General features: G+C 72.2%; 21 protein-coding genes. 10 read left to right on the top strand and 11 right to left on the bottom strand.

What is annotated here, in order from left to right:
- Nucleotides 1-32: 32 nt before the first annotated feature.
- From DEA06_RS00805 to mtrA, 3 genes are read right to left on the bottom strand one after another with little or no spacing between them, the layout of a single operon-like run.
- Entirely contained in the window at nucleotides 33-1733 is a 1701-nt protein-coding gene (locus DEA06_RS00805) for an LpqB family beta-propeller domain-containing protein (protein WP_116646073.1), read from the bottom strand.
- Nucleotides 1730-3397 (bottom strand): MtrAB system histidine kinase MtrB, encoded by a 1668-nt coding sequence (mtrB, locus tag DEA06_RS00800; RefSeq protein WP_116646072.1) that lies wholly within the window; start codon nucleotides 3395-3397, stop codon nucleotides 1730-1732. The genes DEA06_RS00805 and mtrB overlap by 4 nt, the downstream gene beginning before the upstream one ends.
- A gap of 7 nt (nucleotides 3398-3404) precedes the next feature.
- Nucleotides 3405-4085 carry an MtrAB system response regulator MtrA gene (mtrA, locus tag DEA06_RS00795; RefSeq protein WP_116646071.1) on the bottom strand — a complete coding sequence of 227 codons (681 nt, stop codon included), beginning with the start codon at nucleotides 4083-4085 and terminating at the stop codon, nucleotides 3405-3407.
- 163 nt (nucleotides 4086-4248) lie between these two features.
- On the opposite strand from mtrA, the gene DEA06_RS00790 reads away from it, so the two are divergent.
- The 8 genes from DEA06_RS00790 (at nucleotide 4249) to DEA06_RS00755 (ending at nucleotide 14422) form a co-directional block, all read left to right on the top strand.
- The gene (locus DEA06_RS00790) at nucleotides 4249-5487 is read left to right on the top strand and encodes a glycerophosphoryl diester phosphodiesterase membrane domain-containing protein (protein ID WP_116646070.1); all 1239 of its coding nucleotides are present in this window, start codon (nucleotides 4249-4251) and stop codon (nucleotides 5485-5487) included.
- Nucleotides 5484-6149, top strand: a complete 666-nt coding sequence (locus DEA06_RS00785) for a DUF4129 domain-containing protein (RefSeq protein WP_116646069.1) — start codon at nucleotides 5484-5486, stop codon at nucleotides 6147-6149. Before DEA06_RS00790 ends, DEA06_RS00785 begins: the two co-directional genes overlap by 4 nt.
- A complete protein-coding gene (locus DEA06_RS00780) occupies nucleotides 6146-7327 on the top strand; it encodes a DUF4350 domain-containing protein (protein ID WP_116646068.1) in 1182 nt (393 codons plus the stop codon). The genes DEA06_RS00785 and DEA06_RS00780 overlap by 4 nt, the downstream gene beginning before the upstream one ends.
- Nucleotides 7324-8304: a MoxR family ATPase gene (locus tag DEA06_RS00775; RefSeq protein ID WP_116646067.1), complete on the top strand. Its 981-nt coding sequence runs from the start codon at nucleotides 7324-7326 to the stop codon at nucleotides 8302-8304. Before DEA06_RS00780 ends, DEA06_RS00775 begins: the two co-directional genes overlap by 4 nt.
- Before the next feature lie 8 nt (nucleotides 8305-8312).
- On the top strand, nucleotides 8313-9614 hold the full coding sequence (locus tag DEA06_RS00770) for a DUF58 domain-containing protein (RefSeq protein WP_116646066.1): 1302 nt from the start codon (nucleotides 8313-8315) through the stop codon (nucleotides 9612-9614).
- A gap of 142 nt (nucleotides 9615-9756) precedes the next feature.
- Nucleotides 9757-10779 carry a 3-oxoacyl-ACP synthase III gene (locus tag DEA06_RS00765; protein ID WP_240606749.1) on the top strand — a complete coding sequence of 341 codons (1023 nt, stop codon included), beginning with the start codon at nucleotides 9757-9759 and terminating at the stop codon, nucleotides 10777-10779.
- Nucleotides 10776-13457, top strand: coding sequence for an alpha/beta fold hydrolase (locus DEA06_RS00760; protein WP_116646064.1), 2682 nt, complete (start codon nucleotides 10776-10778; stop codon nucleotides 13455-13457). The genes DEA06_RS00765 and DEA06_RS00760 overlap by 4 nt, the downstream gene beginning before the upstream one ends.
- Nucleotides 13454-14422, top strand: a complete 969-nt coding sequence (locus DEA06_RS00755) for an NAD-dependent epimerase/dehydratase family protein (protein ID WP_116646755.1) — start codon at nucleotides 13454-13456, stop codon at nucleotides 14420-14422. Before DEA06_RS00760 ends, DEA06_RS00755 begins: the two co-directional genes overlap by 4 nt.
- A gap of 176 nt (nucleotides 14423-14598) precedes the next feature.
- Here the strand turns inward: DEA06_RS00755 and katG are convergent, their stop codons facing one another.
- Genes katG through DEA06_RS00740 form a run of 3 tightly spaced genes read right to left on the bottom strand, consistent with a single transcriptional unit; the run spans nucleotide 14599 to nucleotide 18413 of the window.
- Entirely contained in the window at nucleotides 14599-16872 is a 2274-nt protein-coding gene (katG, locus tag DEA06_RS00750; RefSeq protein ID WP_116646063.1) for a catalase/peroxidase HPI, read from the bottom strand.
- Nucleotides 16869-17360 carry a transcriptional repressor gene (locus tag DEA06_RS00745; protein WP_116646062.1) on the bottom strand — a complete coding sequence of 164 codons (492 nt, stop codon included), beginning with the start codon at nucleotides 17358-17360 and terminating at the stop codon, nucleotides 16869-16871. Before DEA06_RS00745 ends, katG begins: the two co-directional genes overlap by 4 nt.
- A 57-nt stretch (nucleotides 17361-17417) precedes the next feature.
- A complete protein-coding gene (locus tag DEA06_RS00740) occupies nucleotides 17418-18413 on the bottom strand; it encodes a stage II sporulation protein M (protein WP_116646061.1) in 996 nt (331 codons plus the stop codon).
- Between the two features lie 15 nt (nucleotides 18414-18428).
- Between DEA06_RS00740 and DEA06_RS00735 the strand changes: the two genes are divergently transcribed.
- Nucleotides 18429-19256 carry an RDD family protein gene (locus tag DEA06_RS00735; protein WP_116646060.1) on the top strand — a complete coding sequence of 276 codons (828 nt, stop codon included), beginning with the start codon at nucleotides 18429-18431 and terminating at the stop codon, nucleotides 19254-19256.
- A 16-nt stretch (nucleotides 19257-19272) separates the two neighbouring features.
- On the opposite strand, the gene DEA06_RS00730 is transcribed toward DEA06_RS00735, so the two are convergent.
- Complete coding sequence (locus tag DEA06_RS00730) at nucleotides 19273-19479, bottom strand: DUF3499 family protein (protein ID WP_116646754.1); 207 nt, start codon at nucleotides 19477-19479, stop codon at nucleotides 19273-19275.
- A 172-nt stretch (nucleotides 19480-19651) separates the two neighbouring features.
- On the opposite strand from DEA06_RS00730, the gene DEA06_RS00725 reads away from it, so the two are divergent.
- Nucleotides 19652-20005 (top strand): metallopeptidase family protein, encoded by a 354-nt coding sequence (locus DEA06_RS00725; protein ID WP_116646059.1) that lies wholly within the window; start codon nucleotides 19652-19654, stop codon nucleotides 20003-20005.
- 84 nt (nucleotides 20006-20089) lie between these two features.
- Here the strand turns inward: DEA06_RS00725 and DEA06_RS00720 are convergent, their stop codons facing one another.
- The 4 genes from DEA06_RS00720 to manA form a co-directional block, all read right to left on the bottom strand.
- Nucleotides 20090-21478 (bottom strand): DUF5719 family protein, encoded by a 1389-nt coding sequence (locus tag DEA06_RS00720; RefSeq protein WP_116646058.1) that lies wholly within the window; start codon nucleotides 21476-21478, stop codon nucleotides 20090-20092.
- Complete coding sequence (locus DEA06_RS00715; protein WP_116646057.1) at nucleotides 21475-24306, bottom strand: glycosyltransferase; 2832 nt, start codon at nucleotides 24304-24306, stop codon at nucleotides 21475-21477. The genes DEA06_RS00720 and DEA06_RS00715 overlap by 4 nt, the downstream gene beginning before the upstream one ends.
- Nucleotides 24307-24375: 69 nt before the next feature.
- Nucleotides 24376-24696: a WhiB family transcriptional regulator gene (locus DEA06_RS00710; RefSeq protein ID WP_116646056.1), complete on the bottom strand. Its 321-nt coding sequence runs from the start codon at nucleotides 24694-24696 to the stop codon at nucleotides 24376-24378.
- Between the two features lie 153 nt (nucleotides 24697-24849).
- Entirely contained in the window at nucleotides 24850-26013 is a 1164-nt protein-coding gene (manA, locus tag DEA06_RS00705; protein WP_116646055.1) for a mannose-6-phosphate isomerase, class I, read from the bottom strand.
- Between the last annotated feature and the right edge of the window lie 11 nt (nucleotides 26014-26024).

The following is a 26024-nucleotide window of genomic DNA, read 5'->3' as shown; positions in this document are numbered from 1 at the left end:
GCTGCCTCCCGCCCGCCTGGGGAGGAGACGGGTTACTCCGCCGAGCCCTGCTGAACGCCGAGTACAGCGATGTCGCCGGCTGCTTCCTCCCAGTTCGCGCCGCGCTGGATGAGCAGCGCTCCGTCGAAGGTCCGCAGGCGGACGCTGGAGTTGCCGCCCGAGATGCTCACGGCGTCGGACGTCACCGCGTTGGACGACCCTCGCCCGCCCACCGGCTGCAGCAGCACGGTCGATCCCTGCTCCGAGGCGAGGAGCACCCCCACGCTGACGTCGTCGAGCCAGGCAAGGTCGAGTCCCAGCGACGACGTGGTGGCGAGCACCTGCGGTTCGCCGACGGCGACGGGCACCCCGCCTTCGCGCGTGATGGCGGCGACCCACACCTCGGTGCGGTCACTGGTGAGCACCAGGGCGGCGAGCCGCGTCCCGTCGCGCGAGACCTGGAACGCCGCGATCTCGACGGCGCTCGTCCAGAGAGAGGCCGACACCGCGACGGGCTCGCCCTCCAGGGGGTACACCGTGAAGGCGTCGGGGTTGCTCGCCGATGCCGACCACACCGCTCCCTGCGTGTCGAGCGACGGCACGACGAGGTCGACGGAGCTGCCGTCGAGAACCTCGTACGTGCCGTCCGCGAACGCACGCAGGATCGCGCCGTCCGTGTTCTGGACGGCAGCGGTGCGACGGTCGGCGGCGAGGACGACGGATGCGGCGTCGATCTCGCGCACGGCACCGGAGATGCCGGGGACGGCCTCTACGGTGTTCGAGCTGAGGAACCCGAACTCACCCCCGGCGATCTCGACGAGGGGGTTGGAGTTCACGCGGGTGGAGCGCACGGCGACGGCCTGCGCCGTGACGGGCGTCGTGCCGACGTTCATCTGCACCTCGGCGACGCCGACCGTCTCGAGGCTCTTCTCGAGCTGGGTCTGCATGCGATTGAGGGTGAGATCGTCGAGCGCGAGGACGGCCGGGGTGAACTCGACCTGCGCGGTGGTGCCGCCGTCTTCGAGCGGCACGGCGCTGCTGGCGAGGGTCACGTTCTCGGGGAAGGCGTTGGCGATGCCCCGCGCCAGCCACTCGCTCGGCGGGCCGTCGACGAGGGCCTGGGCGACCCTCGCCGCGATGAGGGTGTTCGGGAACCACCGCTCATCGGGCACGAGGTAGGTGTAGGTCGGATCGAAGTACATGATCGACGCCGGCCGGAAGACGCTCGCGAAGACCTCTTGGTAGAGCACGATGCCGTTCGGGGCGCGGTCGATGCGCCAGCCCTCGTCGGTCTGCACCAGGTGGAATGCCAGCGAGATCGGTCTGCCGTCGGCGGGTGTGTACTCCCCCGTCTCCGAGACGAACGCCTCCGCGGTCACGCGCTGGGTGATCTCGACGGAGTCGGACCCTTGCGACGGCGTCGGGGACGGCGATGAGGGCGCGGCGGCCCGCTCGCTGAGTCGGTCGATCGTCACCGACCTCGGCTGCCATTGGGGCGCGAAGTCCGTCGTGAGGTATTCGCGAGCGGTCTTCCAGTCGTTCTGCGCGCCGACGCCGGCACGGAGGAACCCGTCGACGATCTGCTGGGGCGACGCGCCGGCCTGCGGCGGATCGGGGACGAGGTCGAACGGCGGCGAGTCGTCGGCCTCGCGGGGAAGGAGTCCCGGCTGCACCGGCCCCGAGGTCGGCAGTCCCGTGCAGCCGGCCAGGAGCAGCAGCATCCCCACCGCGAGCGCGGCGATGACGCGCCTCACGAGGCACCGTCCGAGACGTGGATGGGCTGGGTGAGCCCCAGCGCACCGAACGGGGCGGCCTCGCCCTCCCGCGGCGCGAGCGGAATGGGCGAGCCCTCCACGTGCGAGCCGTCGCGCGGCAGCGTCAGCACGAAGTGCGATCCCCGGCCCGGCTCCGACCACACCGCCAGGGTGCCGCCGTGCAGACGCGCGTCGCCCAGGGCGATCGAGAGCCCGAGACCGGTGCCGCCGATCGTGCGTTTGCGAGAGGGGTCGGCGCGCCAGAACCGGTCGAAGACGCGCTCGGCGTCGGCCGGTAGCATCCCCATACCGTAGTCGAGCACGCCGAGGGCGACGGTGCGCTGATCGCTGTCGACCGTGATCACGATCGGTCGTCCCTCACCGTGCTCGATGGCGTTGCCGAGCAGGTTGCGCACGATGCGTCGAATGCGACGCGGGTCCATCTCGACCGGCGAGTAGCCGCCGGGTGCCACGAGCCGGACGTCCGATCCGTGCTGCTGGGCGAGCTGCGACATCGAGGCGATGACGTCTTCGGCGAGGTGGGCCAGGCTCGTGGGCTCGAGCTCGAGCTGCACCGACCCGGCGTCGTACCGGCTGATCTCGAGGAGGTCTGTCAGCAGCGTCTCGAAGCGCTGCACCTGGGCGTGGAGCAGCTCGGCCGCCCGCGCCGTCGCGGGGTCGAAGTCGTCACGGCGATCGTTGAGCATGTCGGCTGCGAGACGGATCGTCGTCAGCGGGGTACGCAACTCGTGCGAGACGTCGGAGACGAATCGCTGCTGCACGAGCGAGAGGTCGGCGAGCTCCTTGATCTGCGATTGGATGCTGTCGGCCATCGCATTGAACGAACGCCCGAGTGTGGCCAGCTCGTCGTCGCCCCGGACGTCCAGTCGCACCCCGAGGTCGCCCGACGCGAGCTTCGCGCTCGTGTCGGCGGCCTCGCCGATGGGGGTCGTCACCGAGCGCAGCACGTACCAGGCGATGCCGCCGATGAGGATGAGCAGCACGATGCCGACCATCCACAGCACGAACTGCACGAACGAGAGGGTCTGAGCGGGACTGGCGAAGTCGTAGGCGAGGTAGAGCTCGTAGGGCCCGACGTCGGGGATCTCGAGCTGCTGGCCGACCACGATGCCGGGAACCGTGCCGCCGCCCGACGTCGGAAGGGGCACCGACTGCCACCACTGCGAGCCGCTGTCGCCGTTCTGCACCTGCTCGCGGAGCCCCGACGACAGGATGCTCTCGTCGAACCCGCGAGACGTCTGGTTCTGGGGCGCGAGCGGTGAGATGTCGGTGCCGATGCGGTAGAAGGCGAACACGTCGCTCGAGGCCTGCTGCAGCAGAGGCTGCTGGATGCTGGTCAGGAGGTTCTGCCTCGCCACCGCGCTCTCACCGGTGTCCACGGTCGATTCGAGCGTCTTCTGCGCCGCGATCGTGGCGTTCTGGGAGCTCTCGAGCACCTGGTTCAGCCGCGATTGGAAGAGGTCGTTCTGGATCGCGAGGGCCATGCCGACGCACGCCACGAGGATGGCGAGAGCCGTCAGTCCTACCGTCAGCAGCACCGTGCGGAATCGCAGCGAACGACGCCACAGCGTCGCCAGTCGCGTCGGCCACGCCCGCCAGTCGCGGATGACGCGCACCGTCGAGGTGATGACCGGGCCGGTCATCAGGGCCTCACACGACCGCCCCGGCGCGGTATCCGACGCCGCGCACGGTGGTGACGATGCGCGGGTTGTCGGGGTCGTTCTCGACCTTGGCGCGGAGGCGCTGCACGTGGACGTTCACCAGGCGGGTGTCGGCCTTGTAGTGGTAGCCCCACACCTGCTCCAGGAGCATCTCGCGGGAGAACACCTGCTGCGGTTTCGACGCCAGCGCGACGAGGAGTTCGAACTCGAGCGGGGTCAGTCCGATCGGGGCGTCGCCGCGGCGCACCTCGTGCGCTGCGACGTCGACGGTGAGATCGCCGATGCGGAGGGTCTCGCTGCTCGGCTGGCCTGCGGGGCGCAGACGCGTGCGGATGCGCGCGACGAGCTCTTTCGGGTTGAAGGGCTTCATGATGTAGTCGTCGGCGCCCGACTCGAGCCCCTTCACCACGTCGGCGGTGTCGGTGCGGGCGGTCAGCATGATGATGGGCACGCCCGATTCCGCACGCACGCGGGTGCAGATCTCGATGCCGTCCATCCCGGGGAGCATGAGGTCGAGCAGGATCAGATCGGGCCGCTCGCGCCGCCAGGCGTCGACGGCCTGCGCTCCGTCCGCGCAGAAGGCCGTCTCGAATCCCTCGGTGCTCAGCACGATGCCGATCATCTCGGCGAGTGCGGTGTCGTCGTCGACCACCAGGATCCGTGAAGTCATATGCGCTTCGCCCTCCCGCGTCCGGCCCAGGCGCCATGGGCCCGCGCATCAGCCTCCCCGTGCGCTCCCCACAGAGTAGTCGACGTGTCGGAGAGGTAGCCGCATCCGCCGCGTGGCGTATGACACGATGGGATGACCGCCGCAGCACGAGGAGGCACCGACCGTGACCGCGTATCCGGCCTGGAGCCCCGCCCCGAGACCGGGCATCGTCCCGCTGCACCCCTTCGGCTTCGGCACGATCCTCGGCCGCTCGTTCGTGGCACTCCGGCAGAACCCGAAGGTGCTTCTGGGCTTCGCGCTGTGCGTGCAGGTCGTCTCCTACATCGTGCTCATCGTCGCCACGGGCGGGGTGGCGTTCGCGTCGTTCTCGCGTCTGGAGACCATCCCGTCGGGAACCGACGACTACGACGCCGTGATGATCGGATCGATCGCCGCGACGGGCATCACCGGCTTCGTCCTCGGTCTCGCCACCGCCGCCCTCGGAGTCATCGTTCAGGGTGTCGTGGTGAGCGAGGTCGCCTCGGCCGTCGTGGCCGAGAAGCCCACCCTCGGCGAGATCTGGCGACGCGTGAAGCCGGTCGCGTGGCGCCTCATCGGCTACACCTTCCTCGTGACGCTGGCGGCTCTGATCGCCATCGCGGTCGTCGGCGGGCTGCTGTTCGCGGTCGGTGTCGCGGTGCTCCCGCTGGCGATCCTGGGCGGCATCCTCGCCGTCCTCGGAGCGATCCCGCTGTCGCTCTGGCTCACCACGAAACTTCTGCTGGTGCCGGCGGTCATCATCCTCGAGCACGCGAGCATCCGCACGGCGATCGTCCGGTCGTGGCGGCTCACCCGCGGGCGGTTCTGGCCGACCCTCGGCATCGTGGTGATCATCTCGTTCACCTTCGGCGCGATCGCACAGCTCATCAGCATCCCGACCTCCTTCATCTCCCTGGGGTTCACCACCGCTCTGACGCCCACGGGCGATCCTGAGCCGACAGCGATCATCGGCTACATCGCGTCCACCCTGCTCACGCAGGTGCTCACCCTCTTCGTCCAGTGCGTGGCCGTCATCGTGCAGTCCACCGCGACCGCTCTCATCTACGTCGACTGCCGCATGCGGCACGAGGGACTCGACCTCGACCTGCAGACCTACGTCGAGCGCAGGGACGCCGGCGGAACCGGTCTGCCCGATCCCTACCGCGAGAACATCGGGCGCACCGTGGGCCCGCGACCTGCGCAGTACCCCTACCCGCCGCAGGGGTACGCTCCGCCGCAGGGGTACGCGCCCCCGCCGGGGTACGACCGCCCCGCGCCCGCGCAAGCCGGGCCGAACGAGGCCGCGCCCCCCGCTCCCCCGGCTCCGACCGCGCCCGCCGACCCCTCGCCGACCCGCTGGTCCGCGCCGGGCGACGGCTCGTGACGGCCCCCGCGATCCTGACCCACGTGCTCGCCGCGGCTCCGCTCTCGCCCGACCGCGATGCCGCACGCGAGTGGGCTGAGCGCGAGCTCTCCGACCCGCGATACGCCGCGGCGGAGCCGAACCTCCTCGATCGAGCCGCGCGCGCCGTGGTCGAGTTCGTCGGCGGCCTGTTCAACGGACAGCTCACGGGCGACTGGGGGCCGGTGGCCGCGATCGTCGTCGCCGTGATCGTCGCGGTGCTCATCGTGGCCGGACTCCTCGTCTGGGGTCGGCCGCGGCGCAGCGCCCGCCTCCCCGCCCTCACGACGCCGCTGTTCGGCGACGCCGATGCACGGACGGCGGCCGACCTGCGTCGAGACGCTGCCGCCGCCGCATCGGCCGGCGAGTGGAACGACGCCATCGTGCTGCGCTTCCGCGCGCTCGCCCGCGGGCTCGCCGAGCGCACCCTCGTCGAGGTGTCGGCCGGCACGACCGTGCACGGTTTCGCACGACGGGCAGCGCTCGTCTTCCCCGCCGAGTCTCAGCGGATGGAGGCGGCGGCCGCCGCCTTCGACGACGTGCGGTACCTGCGGCGCCCCGGAAGCGAGACCGCCTACCGCGCGATCAGCGCCCTCGACGACGATCTCGCTCGCGCGCGTCCGGCCCTGGCGGGCGTCTCATGACCGTCACGACCGAGCGCACCCGCGTCGCCGCCCCACCGAGCCGCCTCCGACGCGCCCTGCTCGGGTGGGGGGCGATCGTCGCGGCGGTGGTCGCGCTGGCCCTGATCGGCACGGTGCTGGCCGGCGACGGGTGGGCCGAGCGCGACGCCCTCGATCCGGAATCCGCGGGCCCTGCGGGCACCGGCGCACTCGCACGCATCCTCGTCGACCAGGGCATCGACGTGCGCGTGACCCGCGATCGCGCCTCGGCGCTGGCCGCCCTCGACGGCGAGGCGACACTGGTCATGCCCGACGCGCCCGCACTCTCGGACGAGGCGATCGCCGAGCTCGCATCGGCGGCCGGTGAGGTCGTCATGCTCGAACCGCGCAGCAGGACCCTCCGCCTCCTCCTTCCCGGCGCACAGCTCGCGGGATCGGCCGGCACCGACGAACTCGCCCCCGCCTGCGACCTCGCGGTGGCCCAACGCGCGGGAGGGGTGATCGGCGGCTCGCTCATGACCCCCGGCGACGGCATCACCGGCTGCTATCCGTCCGACGAGGGGTTCGCCCTGCTCGTCGGCGAGACGGGGCCGACGCGCGTGACGGCGGTGGACGGACGGGCGATGTTCGCGAACGACGTGCTCGCCGAGGCCGGAAACGCCGCTCTGGCCCTCGGCATCGTCGGAGCGCATCCGCGCGTCGTCTGGTACGTGCCTTCGCTCGCCGACTCCGACATGTCCACCGCCGCGCCCACTCTCGGAGAGTTGACGCCGCGCTGGGTGACACCGGCATTGGTGCTGCTCCTGCTCGCCGCCGTCGCCGCGGGGTTCTGGCGCGGGCGCCGATTCGGTCCGCTCGTGGTCGAGAACCTGCCCGTCATGGTGCGGGCCTCGGAGACGACGGCCGGGCGCGCTCGCCTGTACGCCCGTGCGCACGATCCGGGGCACGCTCTCGACCAGCTGCGACTCGGTGCGCTCGAACGCCTCGCGCGCACGCTCGGTCTGTCCGTCACCGCGCGTCCCGAGAGCATCGTCGACGCCGTCGCCGCGCGCCTGGGCAGCGACCGCGCGTCGGTGCGCAGCATCCTCATCGACACCACCCCGCGTAGCGACGGCGACCTCGTCGAGTGGGCCGCCCGCCTGCGCGACCTCGAGGCGCGCGTCCACGCCGCCGTTCGACCCGAAAGGAACACCCCATGAGCCACGAAGAGACGGTCGGATCCGACGACGCCGCCCTCCGCGAGGGGATGCACCGCGTGCGGCTCGAGGTGGGCAAGGCCGTGGTCGGCCAGGACGGCACCGTGACCGGGCTGCTCATCGCCCTGCTGGCGGGTGGCCACGTGCTGCTGGAGGGCGTGCCGGGCGTGGCGAAGACACTGCTCGTCCGCTCGTTCAGCCGCGCACTCGGGCTCGACACGAAGCGCATCCAGTTCACGCCCGACCTGATGCCCGGCGACGTGTCGGGATCGCTCGTGTACGACGCGCGCACCGGCGAATTCGAGTTCCGCGCCGGGCCGGTCTTCACCAACGTCGTGCTGGCCGACGAGATCAACCGCACCCCGCCCAAGACGCAGGCCGCGCTTCTGGAGGCCATGGAGGAGCGGCAGGTCTCCACCGACGGCATCACGCGCCCCCTCCCCGAGCCGTTCCTCGTCGCCGCCACCCAGAATCCGGTCGAGCACGAGGGCACCTACACCCTTCCCGAGGCGCAGCTCGACCGCTTCCTGCTCAAGCTCGTCGTGGGAATGCCCGATCGCGATGCGGAGGTCGCCGTGCTCCGCCGTCACGCCAACGGCTTCGACCCGCGCGAACTCGGCGACGCCGGAGTGCAGGCGGCCGTCACGCCGGCGCAGATCCTCGCCGCCCGCCAGGCCGCCGCATCCGTCGCCGTCGCCGACGACGTGCTCGCCTACGTCGTGGACCTCGCCCGGGCGACCCGCGAGAGCCCCTCCGTCGAACTGGGGGTGAGCCCGCGCGCCTCGACGGGCCTCCTCGCGGCGGCGAAGGCATGGGCGTGGCTCGGCGGGTACCCCGCGATCACCCCCGACCACGTGCAGACGATGCTCGTACCGACGTGGCGCCACCGCATCCGGCTGCGTCCGGAGGCCGAGATCGAAGGAGTGTCGGTCGACGCGATCCTGTCGTCCGTCGTCCAGCAGACCCGCGTCCCCATCTGATCGCGCGCATGTTCGTCACCGGTCGTCTCGCTCTTCTCGTCGCCCTCGGCGTCGTGCCCGTCGTGGTGCTCTCCGTCGCAGGGGTGAGCCCGTGGGCCGCCACCGGCGTGTGGGTGCTGCTCGCGGTCGCGGCGATGGGGGCGGATGCTGCGGCTGCGGCCGATCCGCGTCGTGTGTCGGTCGAACGGCGCGTCCCCTCGCGCGTGCTGCGCGACGAGCCGCTCGCCACCGAGCTGCTCCTGACGAACGCCGGCGACCGCCGGCTGCGCGGCCGGGTACGCGACGCGTGGCAGCCGACGGCCGGTGCATCGGCCGCTCGCCCCACCGTCGACCTCCCGCCGGGCGAGCGCCGATCGGTGCCGATCGCCCTCCGGCCGCGGCGTCGCGGCGAGCTCGGCACCGACGGAGTGGCCGTGCGCTCGAACGGACCGCTCGGTCTTGCGGGCCGTCAGGCGTGGATCGACGCCCCCGGCCACGTTCGCGTGCTCCCGCCGTTCACGTCGCGACGCCACCTGCCGTCGCGCCTCGCGCGCCTGCGCGAACTCGACGGCAACACGAGCGTGCAGGTGCGCGGCCAGGGAACGGAGTTCGACTCCCTGCGCGAGTACGTCCGCGGCGACGACGTGCGTGCGATCGATTGGCGTGCCACCGCCCGGGCGGGCACGACCATGCTGCGCACGTGGCGTCCCGAACGCGACCGCCACATCGTGATCGTGATCGACACCGGGCGCACGGCCGCCGCCCGCGTGGGAGACGGCGTGCGCCTCGACGCCGCGATGGAGTCGGCCCTGCTGCTCGCCGCCCTCGCCGTGCGCGCCGGCGACCACGTCCATCTCCTGCTGTTCGATCGCGCGGTACGAGGGCGGGTGACCCGTCTCGACGGCCCAGCGCTGCTGCCGGCGATGGTCGACGCCATGGCACCGGTCGAGCCGCAGCTCATCGACACCGACTGGGATGCCGCGTTCGCGCAGGTGCGCCGACTCACGGGTCGCCCGTCGCTGGTCGTGCTGCTCACCGCCCACGACGAGCCGCTCGCCGCCCGCGGGTTCCTCGCCAGTCTCTCCGGGCTCACCGATCGCACCCGCGTCCTCGTGGCCACCGCCACCGACGCCGATGCGTCGGACCCGACCTTCCACGACGCCTCCGACGTCTACACCGCCGCCGCGGTGGAGCGCGCACGGCGCGATGCCGGGCGCGTCGCGGGCGCCGTCCGCCGCGCCGGGGGCGAGGCTCTCGTGGCCGACGCCGAGGCCCTTCCGCCGCTCGTCGCCGACCGATATCTGGCGCTGAAGGCGGCCGGGCGTCTGTGATCCCTCCCTGGGGAGATTCCGCAAGAGGCGAATGCATACGCCCTCCGTCATACGGAGCGGATTAGGGTTGCAAGGATGTGGCCGCGAGCTCGCGCACACGCAGTGCCCCGCCCCGTCGACCGCCGTCACTACCGGAGATCTCTTGCACGGAAACGCCACGACCCGATTCGATGATGTCGCCCTCATCTCGGTCGCCAGCCAGCTACCCGGACGCGTCACCTCGTCCGACGATATCGAGCGCCGCCTCGCCTCGGCCCTGTCCCGGATGCACCTGAAGCCCGGACTCCTGCGTCGCGTCGCCGGCGTGCTCGAGCGGCGCAACTGGGCCGAGGGCGAATCCGCCGACACCTCGACCGTCATCGCCGCCCAACGCGCTCTCGCCGAGGCCGGCGTCGACCCCGGCGAGGTCGGGCTGATCATCAACACCTCCGTGACACGGAAGCACCTCGAGCCCTCGGTCGCGGTGCGTCTGCACCACGAGCTGGGCCTGCCGAGCTCGGCCGTGAACTTCGACGTCGCCAACGCCTGCCTGGGCTTCATCAACGGGATGAGCCTGGCGGCGGGCATGATCCAGTCGGGCCAGGTGCGCTACGCCCTCATCGTGAACGGTGAGGATGCGGACGACGTGCAGGTGAACACCGTCGCGCGCCTTCTGGGCAGCGACATCGACCGCGACTCCTTCATGAGCGAGTTCGCCACCCTCACGCTGGGCTCGGGATCGGCTGCCGCCGTGCTCGGGCGCGCCAGCGAGCACCCGGAGGGACACCGCATCCTCGGCGGCGTCACCCGCGCCGCGACCCAGTTCCACGAGCTCTGCGTCGGCAGCGTCGACGGCATGTTCACCGATGCCAAGGCACTGCTCAAGGGCGGCATGGAGCTCGTCATGTCTGCGTGGAAAGAGGCTCGGACGGACTGGTCGTGGTCGGACATGGACCGCTACATCACCCACCAGGTCTCGGCGGTGCACACCAACGCGATCGTCAAGGCGATCGGCCTCGACCGCAAGCGCGTACCCGTGACCTACCCGCATCTCGGCAACGTCGGGCCTGCCTCCATCCCGATCACCCTCGACGCGGAGAAGGCGACGTTGCGCTCGGGCGACCGGGTACTGCTCATGGGAGTCGGATCGGGTCTGAACACCGGCATGCTCGAGCTGGCCTGGTGAGTCGAGAGACCGGTCTCTCGGCGACCCTCCCGCCGGAGGGGCTGCCGGGCCTGGACCCCGATCTCTCCCGGGTCGTCGCCGTGCCGGGATTCGGCGTCGACGTCGGCCGCTCCCCGCGGTGGCACGTGCTCGACACCGGCGACGCACTGCGCCGCCTCGGGGCGGAGCCGCTCGGCACGATCATCGCCGTGCACGGCAACCCCACGTGGTCGTATCTCTGGCGCGACCTGCTCGCCGCGTCGCTGCGCCAGGCGGCCGACGGCGGCGACGCCTGGCGCATCATCGCGGTCGACCAGCTGGAGATGGGGTACTCCGAGCGCACCCCGCGATCCCGCGGGCTCGCGCAGCGCATCGGCGATCTCGCCGCGCTCGTGCGATCCCTCGCCCCCGAGGGGCCGATCGTCACCCTGGGGCACGACTGGGGCGGTCCGATCTCGCTCGGCTGGGCCGTCGAGAATCCGGCGAGACTGGCCGGCGCGATCGTTCTCAACACCGCCGTGCACCACCCGTCCGACGAGCGCATCCCGTTCCCGCTCCGCGTCGCCGGGGCCCGAGGCGTGCTCGGTGCCGCCACCACGGTCACCACGGCGTTCCTCGATACAACGCTGTCCCTCGCCGATCCGAAGCTCGACCCGGCCGTGTCGGCGGCCTACCGCTCGCCCTACGCGACCACCGCGCGCCGGCGAGGGATCGGCGAGTTCGTCGCCGACATCCCCGCGACCCCCGACCATCGCAGCACGCCCGCGCTCGAGCGGGTCTCGGGCGCACTGAGCGGGATCGGTGTGCCCGCTCTGCTGCTGCGGGGCCCGAAAGACCCGGTCTTCCTCGAGAAGCACCTCGAAGATCTCACGCGGCGGATGCCGTGGGCCGACGTGCATCGGTTCGAAGGCGCCGGCCACCTGCTCGTCGAAGAGCGGCCGTACGCCCAGACGGTGCTCGCCTGGCTGTCCGACCGTGTCGCCCCGACCCTCGGCTCCACCGGCGAGGCACCCCCCGACGCGCCGGTCGCCGCATCCGCCCCGTCCGACGTGTCGACTCCCCTGTGGGATCGGCTGTTCGCCCGCCGCGACGACGACGGCACCGCCGTCATCGACATGACCGCCGGCAGCGACGGCGCCGCGCTGCGCGTCAGCTGGCGCCAGCTCGCCGATCGCGTCGAGCAGCTCGCCGCCGGGTTCCACCGCATGGGCCTGCGACGCGGCGATCGCGTCTCGCTGCTCGTGCAGCCCGGGCCGACGCTGACGGCCGTGCTGTACGCCTGCCTGCGCATCGGTGCGGTCGTGGTCGTGGCCGATCGCGGGCTCGGCATCCGCGGCCTCTCCCGCGCCGTCCGCGGTGCGAGCCCTCGGTTCGTCGTCGGAGAGGTCGCCGGCCTCGCCGCCGCACGTGCCCTCGGCTGGTCGGGCACGCGGATCTCGGCCGCTCGGCTTCCGTCGGCCACAGCACGGCTGCTCGGGGTCTCGCACAGCCTCGCCGACGTCGCCGCCCGCGGCGCGTCGGGTGTGCTCCCCGAGCCCCCCGCATCGAGCGACGATGCGGCGGTGCTCTTCACCTCCGGTTCGACCGGGCCGGCGAAGGGCGTCGTCTACACGCACGGACAGCTCTCGGCCCTCCGCGACGCGCTCGGCGATCATTTCGACGTCCACGAGGATTCCGGTCTCGTGACGGGCTTCGCGCCCTTCGCGCTACTCGGTCCGGCGCTCGGCACCCGCTCAGCGACCCCCGAGATGGACGTCTCCGCGCCGCGCACGCTCACCGCCACCGCGGTCGCCCGCGCCGTGCGGGAGTCGGCGGCGAAGATCGTCTTCCTCTCCCCCGCCGCGGTCACCAACGTCGTGGCCACCTCCGGCGATCTCGACGACGCCGATCGCGCGGCCCTCGCCGACGTGCGCACGTTCCTCTCCACCGGTGCCCCCGTGAGCCTCGAGCTGCTCCGCGCCGCGCAGCAGCTCATGCCCCACGCGGTCGCGCACACGCCGTACGGCATGACCGAGTGCCTCTTGGTCACCGACATCACCCTGCCCGACGTCGAGGACGCCGCAGCATCCGGACAGCAGGGCGTGTGCGTCGGAGCCCCGATCGGGTCGGGCCGCGTGCGCATCATCCCGCTCGACGAGGTCGGCCGGGCGACCGGCGCTCTCACGATCGACCCCGGGGTCACGGGCGAGGTCGTCATCTCGGCACCGCACCTCAAGCGCGGCTACCACCGCCTCTGGGCGACCGACCGCGAGGCGGCCCGCGGCGTCGCATCCGATCCCTCCGCCCGATGGCACCGCACCGGCGACGTCGGGCATCTCGACGAGAAGGGAAGGCTCTGGATCGAGGGCCGCATGCCGCACGTCATCGCGACGAGCGACGGACCCGTCACCCCGGTCGGCGCCGAGCAGAGCATCGAGCGGGTGCACGGTGTCGCGCGAGCTGCGGTGGTCGGTGTCGGACCCGAGGGGCAGCGACAGTGCGTCGCGGTGATCGAGACCACCGCGGGTGCCCGACGGGCAGCCCTCGCCGACCCCGAGTTGACCACAGCGATCCGCGAGAGCACCGATCTGCCCATCGCGGCCGTGCTTCAGGTGCGGGCGCTCCCGACAGACGTGCGTCACAATTCCAAGATCGACCGCTCGCGCCTCTCGGCGTGGGCCGACGGCGTGCTGTCGGGCCGCACACCGAGCGCGCCGTGATCGTCCTCGCCACCGGTACGTCCGGTTTCCTCGGGCGTGCGGTCGCCTCAGCGCTCGTCGAGGCCGGGCACGAGGTCCGCTCGCTGCAGCGCCGGCCCTCGGGGGTTCCGGGCGTGACCGACGTGCTCGGGTCGGTCACGGACCGCGGCGTCGTCGACGGCGCCGCGCGAGATGTCGACGCCATCGTGCACCTCGCCGCGAAGGTCTCCCTCGCCGGCTCGCCCGCCGACTTCCGCGCGGTGAACGTCGACGGAACGCGGATGCTGCTCGACGCCGCAGAGGCGCACGGCATCGCCCGTTTCGTGCACGTCTCCTCCCCGTCGGTCGCGCACGCGGGAAGCGCCCTCGCGGGGGTCGGGGCGCAGCCCGCCGACCCGGTGGGCGCGCGCGGCGAATACGCGCGGACCAAGGCCGAGGCCGAGATCCTCGCGCTCTCGCGCAACCGCGACGGTCTCGCCGTGGTCGCCGTGCGGCCGCATCTGGTGTGGGGCCCGGGCGATACTCAGCTCGTCGAGCGCATCATCGACCGCGCCCGGCGCGGGCGACTGCCGCTGCTCAACGGGGGAACAGCGCTCATCGACTCGACGTACGTCGACAACGCCGCATCCGGCATCGTCGCCGCTCTTCATCGCGCGCCCGACGTCGGCGGACGGGCGTACGTGCTGACGAACGGCGAGCCGCGCCCGGTCGGCGACCTCCTCGCCGGCATGTGCCGCGCCGCCGGCGTGTCCGTTCCTCGCGTCAGCGTGCCCGCGCCCCTCGCCCGCGCCGCGGGCGGGCTGATCGAGCGCGTGTGGGCCGTGCGCCCGGGCTCGGACGAACCGCCGATGACCCGGTTCCTCGCCGAGCAGCTCTCCACCGCGCACTGGTTCGAGCAGCACAGCATCCGTCACGACCTCCGCTGGTCGCCCGCGGTGTCCCTCGACGCCGGCCTCGCCCGCCTCGCCTCCCACTACGCCCGCTGAGCCGCGCCCGCCCGGGCTGCGTGCGGGTGTGCGCTGCTCGCGCCGCACGCGGGCTTCCGGCCCACACGCGGGCAATCCACACCCCAAAGCCCGCGCCCCGACCGATCCCCCGCGTCTCGGGGACGGATGCAGCGACGCGGCCCGCCCCGGAGGGACGAGCCGCGTCGTGGTGAGTCTCAGACCAGGTCGAAGCGGTCGAGCTCGGTGACCTTCTGCCAGGCGGCGACGAAGTCGGCGACGAACTTTTCACGGGCGTCGTCGGAGGCGTAGACCTCGGCGAGGGCACGCAGCTCGGAGTTCGAGCCGAACACCAGGTCGGCGCGGGTGCCGATCCATGTCGCCTCACCGGTGGCGTCGTCGTGCGCCTGGAACGCGTGCGACCCGGGGTCGAGCGGCTTCCACGTGGTGCCGAGTTCGAGCAGGTTCACGAAGAAGTCGTTCGTGAGCGCGCCCGGCGTCTGGGTGAGCACACCGAACGACGAGCCGTCCCAGGTGGCACCGATCGCGCGGAGTCCGCCGACGAGCACCGTGGTCTCGGGCGCGGTCAGCGTGAGCTGGGCGGCCTTGTCGATCAGGTGGTACTCGGCGGGGAGCGACGCCGACCGGCTCTGGTAGTTGCGGAAGCCGTCGGCGACGGGCTCCAGCCACTCGAACGACTTCTCGTCGGTCTGCTCGGGGGTCGCGTCGACGCGTCCGGCGCGGAAAGGCACCTCGACCTCGACGCCGGCAGCACGGGCCGCCTCCTCGACGCCGGCGTTGCCCGCCAGCACGATGAGGTCGGCGATCGACACGCGCTTGCCTGTGGTCTGCGCCGCATCGAACGCGCTCTTGACGCCCTCGAGCGCCTCGAGCACGGTCGCGAGCTGGACGGGGTTGTTGACTTCCCAGTCCTTCTGCGGAGCCAGACGGATGCGCGCACCGTTGACGCCGCCGCGCTTGTCGCCGCCGCGGAACGTGGATGCTGCGGCCCACGCGGTCGACACGAGCTGAGCGGGCGTGAGGCCCGACTCGAGGATGCGGCGCTTGAGCTCCGCAGCATCCGACGCGTCGATCGGCTCGGATTCGGCCGCCGGGAGCGGGTCCTGCCAGATGAGGTCTTCCGCCGGGACCTCGGGTCCGAGGTAGCGCACCTTCGGACCGAGATCGCGGTGCGTGAGCTTGAACCAGGCACGGGCGAACGCGTCGGCGAACTCGTCGGGGTTCTCGAAGAACCGGCGCGAGATCTCACCGTACGACGGGTCGAACCGCAGGGCGAGGTCGGTGGTCAGCATCCGCGGTTCGCGGCGCGCCGAGGGGTCGTGAGCCAGCGGCACGAGGTCGGAGCCGGCGCCGTCCTTCGGACGCCACTGCCAGGCGCCCGCCGGGCTCTTGAACAGCTCCCACTCGTACGAGAAGAGGATGTGGAAGAACTCGTTGTCCCAGCGCGTCGGGTGGTAGGTCCAGGTGACCTCGAGCCCGCTCGTGATCTGGTCGTCGCCCTTGCCGGTGCCGTGGTTGTTCTTCCAACCCAGGCCCTGCTGCTCCATGCCCGCGGCTTCGACGTCGCCCTCGAGGTTCGAGTCGGGCGCCGCACCGTGCGTCTTGCCGAAGGTGTGGCCACCGGCGATCAGCGCGACGGTCTCTTCGTCGTTCATGGCCATGCGGCCGAACGTCTCACGGATGTCGTGCGCGGCGGCGACCGGGTCGGGGTTGCCGCCCGGGCCCTCGGGGTTCACGTAGATGAGTCCGAGGTGGGTCGCCGCGAGCGGCTTCTCGAGGTTCTTCGCCTCGCGGCCACCGGGGAAGCGCTTCTCGTCGCCGAGCCACTGGGTCTCCGAGCCCCAGTAGACGTTCTCGGGCTCCCAGACGTCCTTGCGGCCGCCGGCGTAGCCGAAGGTCTGGAAGCCCATCGACTCCAGTGCGACGTTGCCCGCGAGGATGAAGAGGTCGGCCCACGAGAGGCTCTGCCCGTACTTCTTCTTCAGCGGCCAGAGGATGCGGCGCCCCTTGTCGAGACCGACGTTGTCGGGCCAGCTGTTCAGCGGCGCGAAACGCTGCTGACCGCTTCCGGCACCGCCGCGGCCGTCCCACACCCGGTAGGTGCCGGCGCTGTGCCAGGCGAGACGGATCATGAGCGGGCCGTAGTGGCCGAAGTCGGCGGGCCACCAGGGCTGCGACGTCGTCAGCACCTCGAGGATCTCGGCCTTCACCGCGGCGAGGTCGAGGCCCTGGAAAGCGGCTGCGTAGTCGAACTCGGCGCCGAGGGGGTTGCGCTCGGCCGGGTTGAACGCCAGGAGGTCGATGTTGAGCTTGTTCGGCCACCACGTGTGGTTCGGGTCACCCGCGGTCGGACGAGGAAGGTCTTCGTGCAGCACGGGGCAGCTCGCGCCGGCGGCGGGCGACTCCTCGCCGGTGGTCGTGGTCGATTCGGTCTCCTCGTCGGTGACGACGGGGGTTTCGCTGTCGGTCATTCGGTTCCTTCCGCAAGGTGGGTGAGGGCAGAGGTCGAGTCGATGGGGGCGGATGCCGCGGCGCCGCTGCAGGGTCGGCACAGACCCCAGAACGTCACCTCCGCCGAGAAGACGGTGAAACCGTGGGTGTCGCCCGGCACGAGGCAGGGCGCCGCCCCGACCGTGCAGTCGACGTCTTCGATGCGACCGCAGGACGCGCACACGAGGTGATGATGGTTGTCGTCGACCCGCAGCTCGAAGAGTCCGGGGTGACCCGCCGGCTCGATCCGACGAACCAGGCCCGCCGCCGTGAGGTCGCCGAGCGCGTTGTACACCGACTGCAGGCTGGTGTGAGCGAGCGTGGGGCGCACCCGTTCGAAGACGTCATCGGCCCGCGCGTGGGGCAGGTCTCGCAGGGCGTCGAAGACCGCGACGCGCGTGCCCGTGACGCGGAGACCAGATCGGCGGATCACGCCTTCGGTCTCGGAGGTCGCGGGAAGATCGGGCACGACTCCAACCTAGCCGCTTCTTTTGATCTGCTCAAAAGAAGCAGGTCACCGGGCGTGTCAGCCGGCAACGAGGCGGGGCGTGCCCGCCTCGTACTCGGTGAGATCGCCCGACTCGCCCTCCTGGGCGGCGCGGCGCCCGAGCACGAGCATGTAGACGAGGAACACCGCGAGTGCTCCGGCGCCGATCGTGAGCTTGACCTGCCACGGCCACGCCTGCGGCGTGACGAACCCCTCGACCAGGCCCGACAACGCCAGGACGAACACGAGGCCCACCGCGATCGTGCCGAGCGAACGCCCCGCCGCGGCGAGGGCCTCCCCGCGCGATCGACGACCCGGCGCGATCCACGCCCAGAAGATGCCGAGGCCCGCCGCTGCCGCGACGAAGATCGCCGTGAGCTCGAGCAGCCCGTGCGGGAGGATGAACTGGAAGAAGATGTCGCCCCGGCCGAAAGCGAACATGATGGCGGCGGCCTGACCCACGCCCACGGCGTTCTGCATGACGACCATGACGGGCCAGAAGCCCGTGATGCCGAAGATCACGCACTGAGCGGCGATCCAGGCGTTGTTCGTCCACACGGTGCCGGCGAACACCGCCGCCGGGTTCTCGGTGTAGTAGCCGGTGAACTGGTCGTCGGCGTAGGCCTGCAGATCGACCTGCTCGCCCAGGGAGGCAAGAGCCGCAGCATCCGACGAGATCCATGATCCGACCAGGCTCGCCACCACGAGGAAGGCCACCGCGACGGCCAGGGTCGACCACCGCACGCGGTACAGCGCCGCGGGCAGCTGACGCACGAAGAAGCGGGGAACCTGACGCAGCACGTTCTCGCGCGCACCGGTCAGGCGCAGCCGCGTGCGGGCCAGCAGGGTCGAGACGTGGTCGCCCTGCGGGGTGCGACCCGCCGAGGTCTTGATGTCGGCGAGATCGGCGGATGCTGCGCGGTAGCGCGTGACCAGCTCGTCGACGTCGGCGCCGCTGAGACGGCGGCGGCGACCGAGTTCGTCCAGGCGCGCCCATTCCTCGCGTCGCGCGGCGGTGAGGGCATCGAGGTCCACTGGTTAACTGTATCCATGACGCAGGCGCCCGCCCCGGTACGGATCCCTCAGGAGGAGACCCTCACCGGCGAGGCCGTCGCCCTCGACGTGCAGCCCGTGGGGTTCTTCCTCCGCGGGGTCGGCCTCCTGATCGACATGGTCGTCTCGATCGTGGTGCTCGTGCTGTTCGCGCTCGCGACCTTCGCCCTCATCGACGCCGGGGCCCTGAGCGCGGAGGTGCTGCCGATCGTCGCGATCGTCGTGTTGGTGCTCGTCGCCGTCGTGCTGCCGACGACCGTCGAGACCATCACCCGCGGGCGGAGCCTGGGCAAGCTGGCCGTGGGCGGCCGGGTCGTCCGCGCCGACGGCGGAGCGGCGGGGTTCCGGCACGCGCTGCTGCGCGCCCTGGCGGGGGTGCTCGAGATCTGGCTCACCGTCGGCTCGGTCGCCGCCCTCGTCGGCGCGTTCACGCCGCGCGCACAGCGGCTGGGCGATCTGCTCGCCGGCACATACTCCGAGCGCACGCGCACGAAGCGCCTTCCACCGCCTGCCCCCGGGGTTCCCGATGCGCTCGTCGACTGGGCGCGCACCGCGGATGTCGACCGGCTTCCCGACCGGCTCTCGTCGCGCATCGCCCAGTTCGTGCGGCAGGCGTCCGATCTGCAGCCCGCACCCCGCGCCCGGCTCGCCGCGTCGCTCGCCGACGAGGCGCGTCGGCATGTCGCCCCCATCCCTCCGGTCGACGCCGAGACGCTGCTGCGGGGCGTGGCGGCGGTGCGTCGCGATCGTGAGTGGCGCGCGCTGAACCGTCAGAACCAGCGGGTGGACGCACTCCTCGCGGGCACGGGCGACGCGCTGCGCTGAGTCGTCGAACCCGGGGTCAGACCTGGAGGGTCTCGTGTCGCACGACGATCCACCCGCGCGGCACGGAGAGGCGCTCGGTATGGATGGCGCAGAGATCGTGTGCGTGCGGATCGTCGGCGCGCCCCAGTGGTCCGATCGCGGCCATCTGATCGCCGTAGTCGTACGTCAACGTCGACACGGCCTCACGGGCGCACGCCACCTTGGAACACAGTCTCTCGCGCATTGTCCCGAGCGTAGTCCGGGCCTCCCCCACGCCCGCGACGCCACCCCGCGCACCGCCGAACGCCGGGCCGCCGCCGCGTAGGATGGGCCGCATGGCGTGGCGACGGGTTCGAGAGACCGCGGCACCGCGTCCGTCTCGCCACGGGCGCCACGGGCGCGAGAATCGCAGCCCGGTGGTGCGCCCTCCGCTCCCGCCGCTCGATACGCGCGCGGAGCGTTTCGAGCTCACCGTCGGCACAGCGGCCGAGTTCCTCCGGTCGGCGTGGGACGAACTGCGCGACGTCTCGTTCGAGATCGGCATCATGCCGCCGCTCGCCGAGGACGCCGGCATCCCCCGGTGGCGGGTGCTGCGCGAGGAGAAGCGCATCATCCTGTTCCGCGTACCGATCGAGCGGCTCAGTCACCTGCACCGGGACGACGAGCTGCACCGTCGCATGGTGATCGAGGGGTGCGTGTTCCGCGCCGCCGCAGAATACCTCGACCGCGACCCGTGGGACCTCGGCCCCGAGCGCTTCCGCTTCTTCTGAGGCGCGCGTGAGGTCGATCGGCCCGACACGATGCGACGGGGCGCTCGCTGTGCCGGTCGTGGCCGATGACGGCGGCCGCGTCGATCAGGGGTAGACGGTGAGCGCGGGAGCCGCAGCATCCGCTGCCCACACGACGAACGAGGCGATCGCGCTCTCGGACGCGAAGTCGACACCGGCACGCACCGGCGCGGAGGGCTCGAGCCGGTAGACGCTGCCGGGCGAGACGGGGGCAGTGGTCGAACCGCCGGCCGCGACGGAGAGGGTGGTGGAGCCGCCGACGGTGGTGTCGACCAGCGTGACGGTCGCGGCCTCGGTCGCCGCGTTCGCGATCGTCAGGGCGGCACCGGCGCCGTCGGGCACCGCGAAGACGCTCGCGGTCGAGATCTCGGGGGCCGACGTGTACCAGGCGAAGTCGTCGCCCTCGCCGAAACCCGTCGCCTGGAAGGTGCCGGCGACGACGGGCACGGATGCGTCGACCGTGACCGTGTAACGCCCGGGCTCGAGATCGTCGTAGGCGAGCGAGGAGGGTAGCCCCGCCGCCAGAGGAACCGTCGAGGTGCGCGCAGGCGCGGAGCCGTCGACCGACGCGATCGTGACCGTCGCCTCGGCATCGCCCACCGGCGCGAGCAGGCGCACGATCGTCGCCGAGTTCGCGCCGTCGGGCTCGGACACCACTGATACGCCGGGCATCACCTGACGTGGTGAGGCGGCGGCGAGCGCGCCGACCTGGTCGACGCCGCCGGGCGTCAGCGCGCGGGCAAGACTCGCCTGGAGCGACGCGCGCACGGGCGCACCGCTGGAGGTGACCCGCACCACCGGGCTCTCCTCGCCGAGGAGGAGGCCGGCCAGCGGGATCACGACCTGCGATCCGGCTGCGACGACGCGGTTGCTGCCCCCGGGAGGCAGCTGCGGACCGTCGACGCCGTAGACGGTCAGCTGCACGGTCGCGGCGACGTCGCCCGGGTTGGACACGACGACGAGATCGTTCGAACCGGTGGTGGTCGCTCCCCCGACGAGCCACGACTCCATCAGCGGCGTCGTGCACGACGAGGCGGCGAATCCGGCGAGGTCGGCGTCGGCGAGCGACGCCGAGCCCGACGCCGCCAACTCTGCTCGGACTCCGCCCGACGGATCGGCCGAGAGCGCGACGGGTTCGGCTCCTGCGGGCCCCGTGACGCTCGCCGTCTCCGCGGCGGTGGTCGACGGCCCCGACACGACGGACTGCCCCGCGGCGATGCTGATCGCCGAGGAGTCCTCGATGGTGCGGCCCAGAGCGAGGATGGGGCCGTCGCAGACGACCGTGGCGGCCGACGGCGTCGGCGTCGCCGAGACCGTGACCGGTTCGGCCGACAGGCTCGGCCAGGGGGCGGCGATCCCGGCCCCGACCGCGACGACGGCGGCCGCGGCGATGCCCGTTCCCGCCACGAGACGTGCGCTCGTGGTGGCCCAGCGGCGTGCGCGTGAATCGGTCATCGGGTCTCCCCGGGGGTCGGCCCGACGATGCGCGGGGATCGGCGCGCCGTTCCTCGGCTGGCGGTCGTGGGGATGGCGAGCAGCAGGGCGATGACGACGACACCGATCTGCACGCCGGCGATGAGGAGCGCTGTGTCCCGCGTCATCCGCGAGGGTTCGGCGCGCGGGGCGATCGCCTCGGTCACGCGCCACAGCGTGCCGCGAGAGGTTTCACCGACCGTGTCGAGCCCGCCGAGCTGGTCGAGCGCGGTCGATGCCGACAGCTGCAGCGTCGCGGCCGCGTCGGCCGTGGCCGGATCACCCGGAGTCAACAGCACGAACGCGATCCCGCGCGTCGCGAGGCCTGAGACCGCGTCGCCCGCCGACGACGTGACGAGGCTCGCGGCGAGATCGGCCACCTCCCGATCCGACGCGTCGACGACGTCGCGCGTCGAGATGACGGTGCTCTGACCGCCCAAGGTCTCGCTGCCGCCCCACACCACGCGCACGTGGAGTCCGGTGTCGTCGGGGTCGAGCACGAGCGTGCCCAGCCGCGCGTCGTCGCGACCCTCGGCGGCGACGTAGGCCGGAAGGGTCGAGGCGGGGCCGTTGGTCAGCGCCAGCTCGTTGCGGAACGAGAGGGTGAGCACCGGGACCGCAGCGACCGCCAGCGCCGCCAGGGCGAGCACCGCGGCGACCGGGCGGACCACGCGCATGCGGTTCACCACACCCGCATCGAGGGTGACCATGGCGGCACCGATCGCGCCGAGCCACGCCAGGCTGAGAGCCGCACCGGGCCAGATCGCGACGGCGGTGGCATCGACGAACGACACCGCCACCCCGATCGCGGCGAACGCCGTCGCGAGCCCCGCGCCGGCGATGACGAGCAGCGCCGCGCCGCTGACCCATCGCGGGGTCAGCACCGCGAGAAGCGCGAGCACGGCGATCGGGGCGGCGAGCAGCGGCACCCACCATGTCGGAGCGCCCGCGAGCAACGACGACCATCCGCCCGGGTCGGAGAGCGGGAAACCCGTCGCGAGGAAGAAACGTCCGACCGCGTCGGCCGCGACCGTGCCGCCCGCGTAAGGCACACCCGGGTCGGCCAACAGAGCCCACGGGTTGCCGACGCGCACCTGATGCCAGACCAGGGGTGCGAAGGCGACCACCGAGGGCACGAAGAGCCAGACGATCTGTCCGAGTCCGCGACCGCGCGTGACGAGGGCGGCCAGGAGCAGCGTCGCCGACCACAGCAGCACGAACGCCGGAGCCAGCGACGGCGAGCACGCGATCACGGCGACCAGGAGCAGGGATGCTGCGCCCGCGGCAGCCCACGAGCGATGCGCCACGCTCGCGGTGTAGAAGAGCCACGGCAGGAGCAGGTGCACGAGCACGCCCGCCGCGCGACCCTCCGAGAGCGCCGCGAGGAACGTCGGGGCGAGCGCCCACGCGACGGCGGCGGTGAGCCGGAGCGAGGAGCGTTCGGTGACGCGCGTGCTCGCGAACCACGCGCCGAGCACGGCGAGAGGCAGCGCCGCGAGCCAGAGGAGCACCATCGCGCGGGCGGGCGCGAAGGGCCACAAGGTGCCCAGGAGCGCGATGACGGCGGAGAAGGGGTCGGCCGGACCGATCTCGGCGAGTCCGACGGAGCGCTGCCCGAAGCCGGCGTCGGCCCAGAGGCGGGCGACGGTGTCCTGCATCGGGGCGAGCGCGCCGCCCCCGAGAGCCGGCCACGCCAGCAGCGTGGGGAAGGCGGCGACCGACACGAGGATCGCGCCGAGCACCACCCAGGCCGCGCCGCCGGTGAAGAAGCGGAGGTCGGAGCGCACGGGCGCGGTGGGCTCGGCGTCGCCGTCGAGGCGCAGCCGCAACTGGGTGCGGCTCACGCGCAGCGAGGCCAGACGCGGCCAGCCGACGCGGCGCACCGCGCGGATCCGCCCGCGCGCGCGAGCGACGTGATCGAGGCGCACCAGAACGCGGAGCGTCGCGAGCCACTCCGGCCAGACGCGCCCCGGCTCCTTCGAGACCAGATGCATGATCGTGCGCCAGATCGCAAGGGGAAGCAGCGACAGCCAGTGCAGCGGCACCGCGAAGCCCGGGGCGTAGCTCAGACGACGATGGAGCTCGGCCGTACGCACCGCGAACGCGCGACGCGAGGCACGGTGACCTTCGGGGAGGGATGCGACGCCGTCTCCGGCGACGGCGACCCGCGCGCTGGGGACGACGGTGACGAGGTCGCCGGCGAGTCGCGCGCGGACTCCGAGGTCGAGGCCTTCGTCGGCACCCGCCAGCGCGGGGTCGAGCCCGCCCAGCACGCGCCAGTCCTCGCGTCGCACGAGCACGCCGCGGATATCGGAACCGAGCACGTCCGCCGCAGCGTCGTGCTGGCCCTGATCGAGTTCGTCGGCGGCCAGTTCGACGGAGCGGCCGAAGCCGCTCATGCTCACACCCAGCGAAACGATCTCGGTGCGGTCGTCCCAGCGGACGAGCTTGGGCGCGACCATCGCGAGCGACGGTGCGAGTTCGAGGGCGCCGGCCAACCGCGTCAGCGCCTGGGGCTCGGGCGCCGTGTCCTGGGCGAGCAGCCATACGGCGTCGCCGGTGAGCCGCGGCGTCGCGAGGGCGGTCGCCGCGGCGAAGCCCGTCGAGTGCGGGGCGGTGATGACGCCCTCGGCACCGGATGCTGCGGCGATCTCGGTCAGTGCGGCGTCGCCACCGCAGAGCACGATCGTCAGTGCGTCGACCGGCTGGGTCTGCGCACGGAGCGCGTCGATCGTGCGCTTCAGGTGCGCCGCAGCGGGCGTACGTCCCTCGGGACGCACGACGAGGATGGCATGGACTCGCGAGGGCATGGCGCGATCAGCCTAAGCGGGGCGGCGGCGAGGGCGAGCCGCACGCGCCGAAGCCGACGGGATCGACGATCAGCTGGCGCGACGCTTGAGCTTGCGTCGTTCGCGCTCGCTGAGGCCGCCCCAGATGCCGAAACGCTCGTCGTTCTGCAGCGCGTACTCGAGGCATTCCGTGCGGACGTCGCAGGTGGTGCAGACGCGCTTGGCGTCTCGCGTCGAACCGCCCTTCTCGGGGAAGAACGCTTCGGGGTCGGTCTGCGAGCAGAGCGCGTCGGTCTGCCAGGCGAGGGCGTTGTCTTCGACGTCGGCTTCGCGGCGGACACCGGGGACGCCGAGTTGCACCGGATCGACGAACCAGTTCTCGGGTGCACCGGAACGGTAATCTGACGCCATTTCGTCCCTTTCGCGATCCCCCGCGTGTCGGTCACGCGCTCATAATTACACCGGTGTTATTCGAGGAAATCAAGTCGCGGATACTAAAGCCTCAATCGCGCATTGAACCTTTACCCGGATTCATCGGCGTGTCGCGGGGGTGAATCCGGCAGGTCAGTCGTCGCCGGGCATGGCGATGAAGAGCTCGCCCGAGCCCGCGACCACGAGCGGCGCCTCGTCGACCGTCGCGAGAGCCGCCTGACCGGGCGAGAGCTCGATGCTCTCCCCCGACGCGCCCGTCACGCGAACCGTGCCCCGCGTCGCGAGGGCGATGGCGGTGCCCCGCAGCGCGGCATGGATCGGGGCGTCGGCCGCCTCGACGTGCAGCAGCGCGAAGTCGGGCACACCCGCGTCGAAGAGCTTCACACCGGCCTCGAGCTCGACCGGCGTGAGCGTCGGCGGCGGAGAGGGCGCAGCATCCACCAGCGAGAGCAGCTCGTCGACGTCGATGTGCTTCGGGGTCAGACCGCCCCGCAGAACGTTGTCGCTCGCAGCCATGAGCTCGACCCCCAGCCCAGCGACGTAGGCGTGCAGCACGCCGGCCGGCACGAAGACGGCCTCGCCCGGCCGCAGCGACACGAGGTTCATCAGCAGCGCGACGACCACCCCGGGGTCGCCGGGGTAGGCCTGCGCGAGGCGGGCCGCGAGCGCGACCTCGTCGGCGAACTCGTCCGACGATGCCGACGCGGCGGCGTCGATGATCCGGTCGACGTCGGCCTGCGCGTCGCCGCCGAGCAGCCAGCCGATCGTCGAGCGGAGGGCCTCTTCGGCATCCGTTCCGTCGAGATGCGCGCGCAGCGACACCGCGTCGGCTCCGAGGACGTCGACCAGGCGCCGCGTCGTGTCGAGGTCGCGCAGCCCTGCCAGAGCGACGAACGGGTCGCTCAGCGCGACGATGACCTCGGGCTTGTGATTGTCGTCGCGATAGTTCCGCTCGCCCGCGTCGCGCGGGACCCCCGCGGCCTCTTCCCGGGCGAACCCGGCCTCGGCCTGCGCCTTCGACGGATGCACCTGGATCGACAGCGGCGCACCGGCCGCGAGCAGCTTGAGCAGGTACGGCAGCTTCGCCGGAGAGTCGTCGGCGGCGGCCTCCGCCGGAAGCCAGTCGTCGAGCGTGCGACCGGTGCCGTCATGCACCTCGGAGGGCGAGCCAGGGTGATCGCCGAACCACACCTCGGCCTCGGGCCGGCCGCTCGGGGCGCGTCCCTCCAGCTCGGCGATCAGGGTGGTGGAACCCCAGGCGTAGTCGCGCGGTGTGTTCGAGATGCGGGTCAGCACGCTCCCATCGT

The organism is Microbacterium sp. Gd 4-13 (assembly GCF_003095395.1).
Taxonomy (GTDB): Bacteria; Actinomycetota; Actinomycetes; order Actinomycetales; family Microbacteriaceae; genus Microbacterium.
The sequence above is the reverse complement of the archived record's forward strand: the minus strand, read 5'-3'. Positions and strand labels throughout refer to the sequence as shown.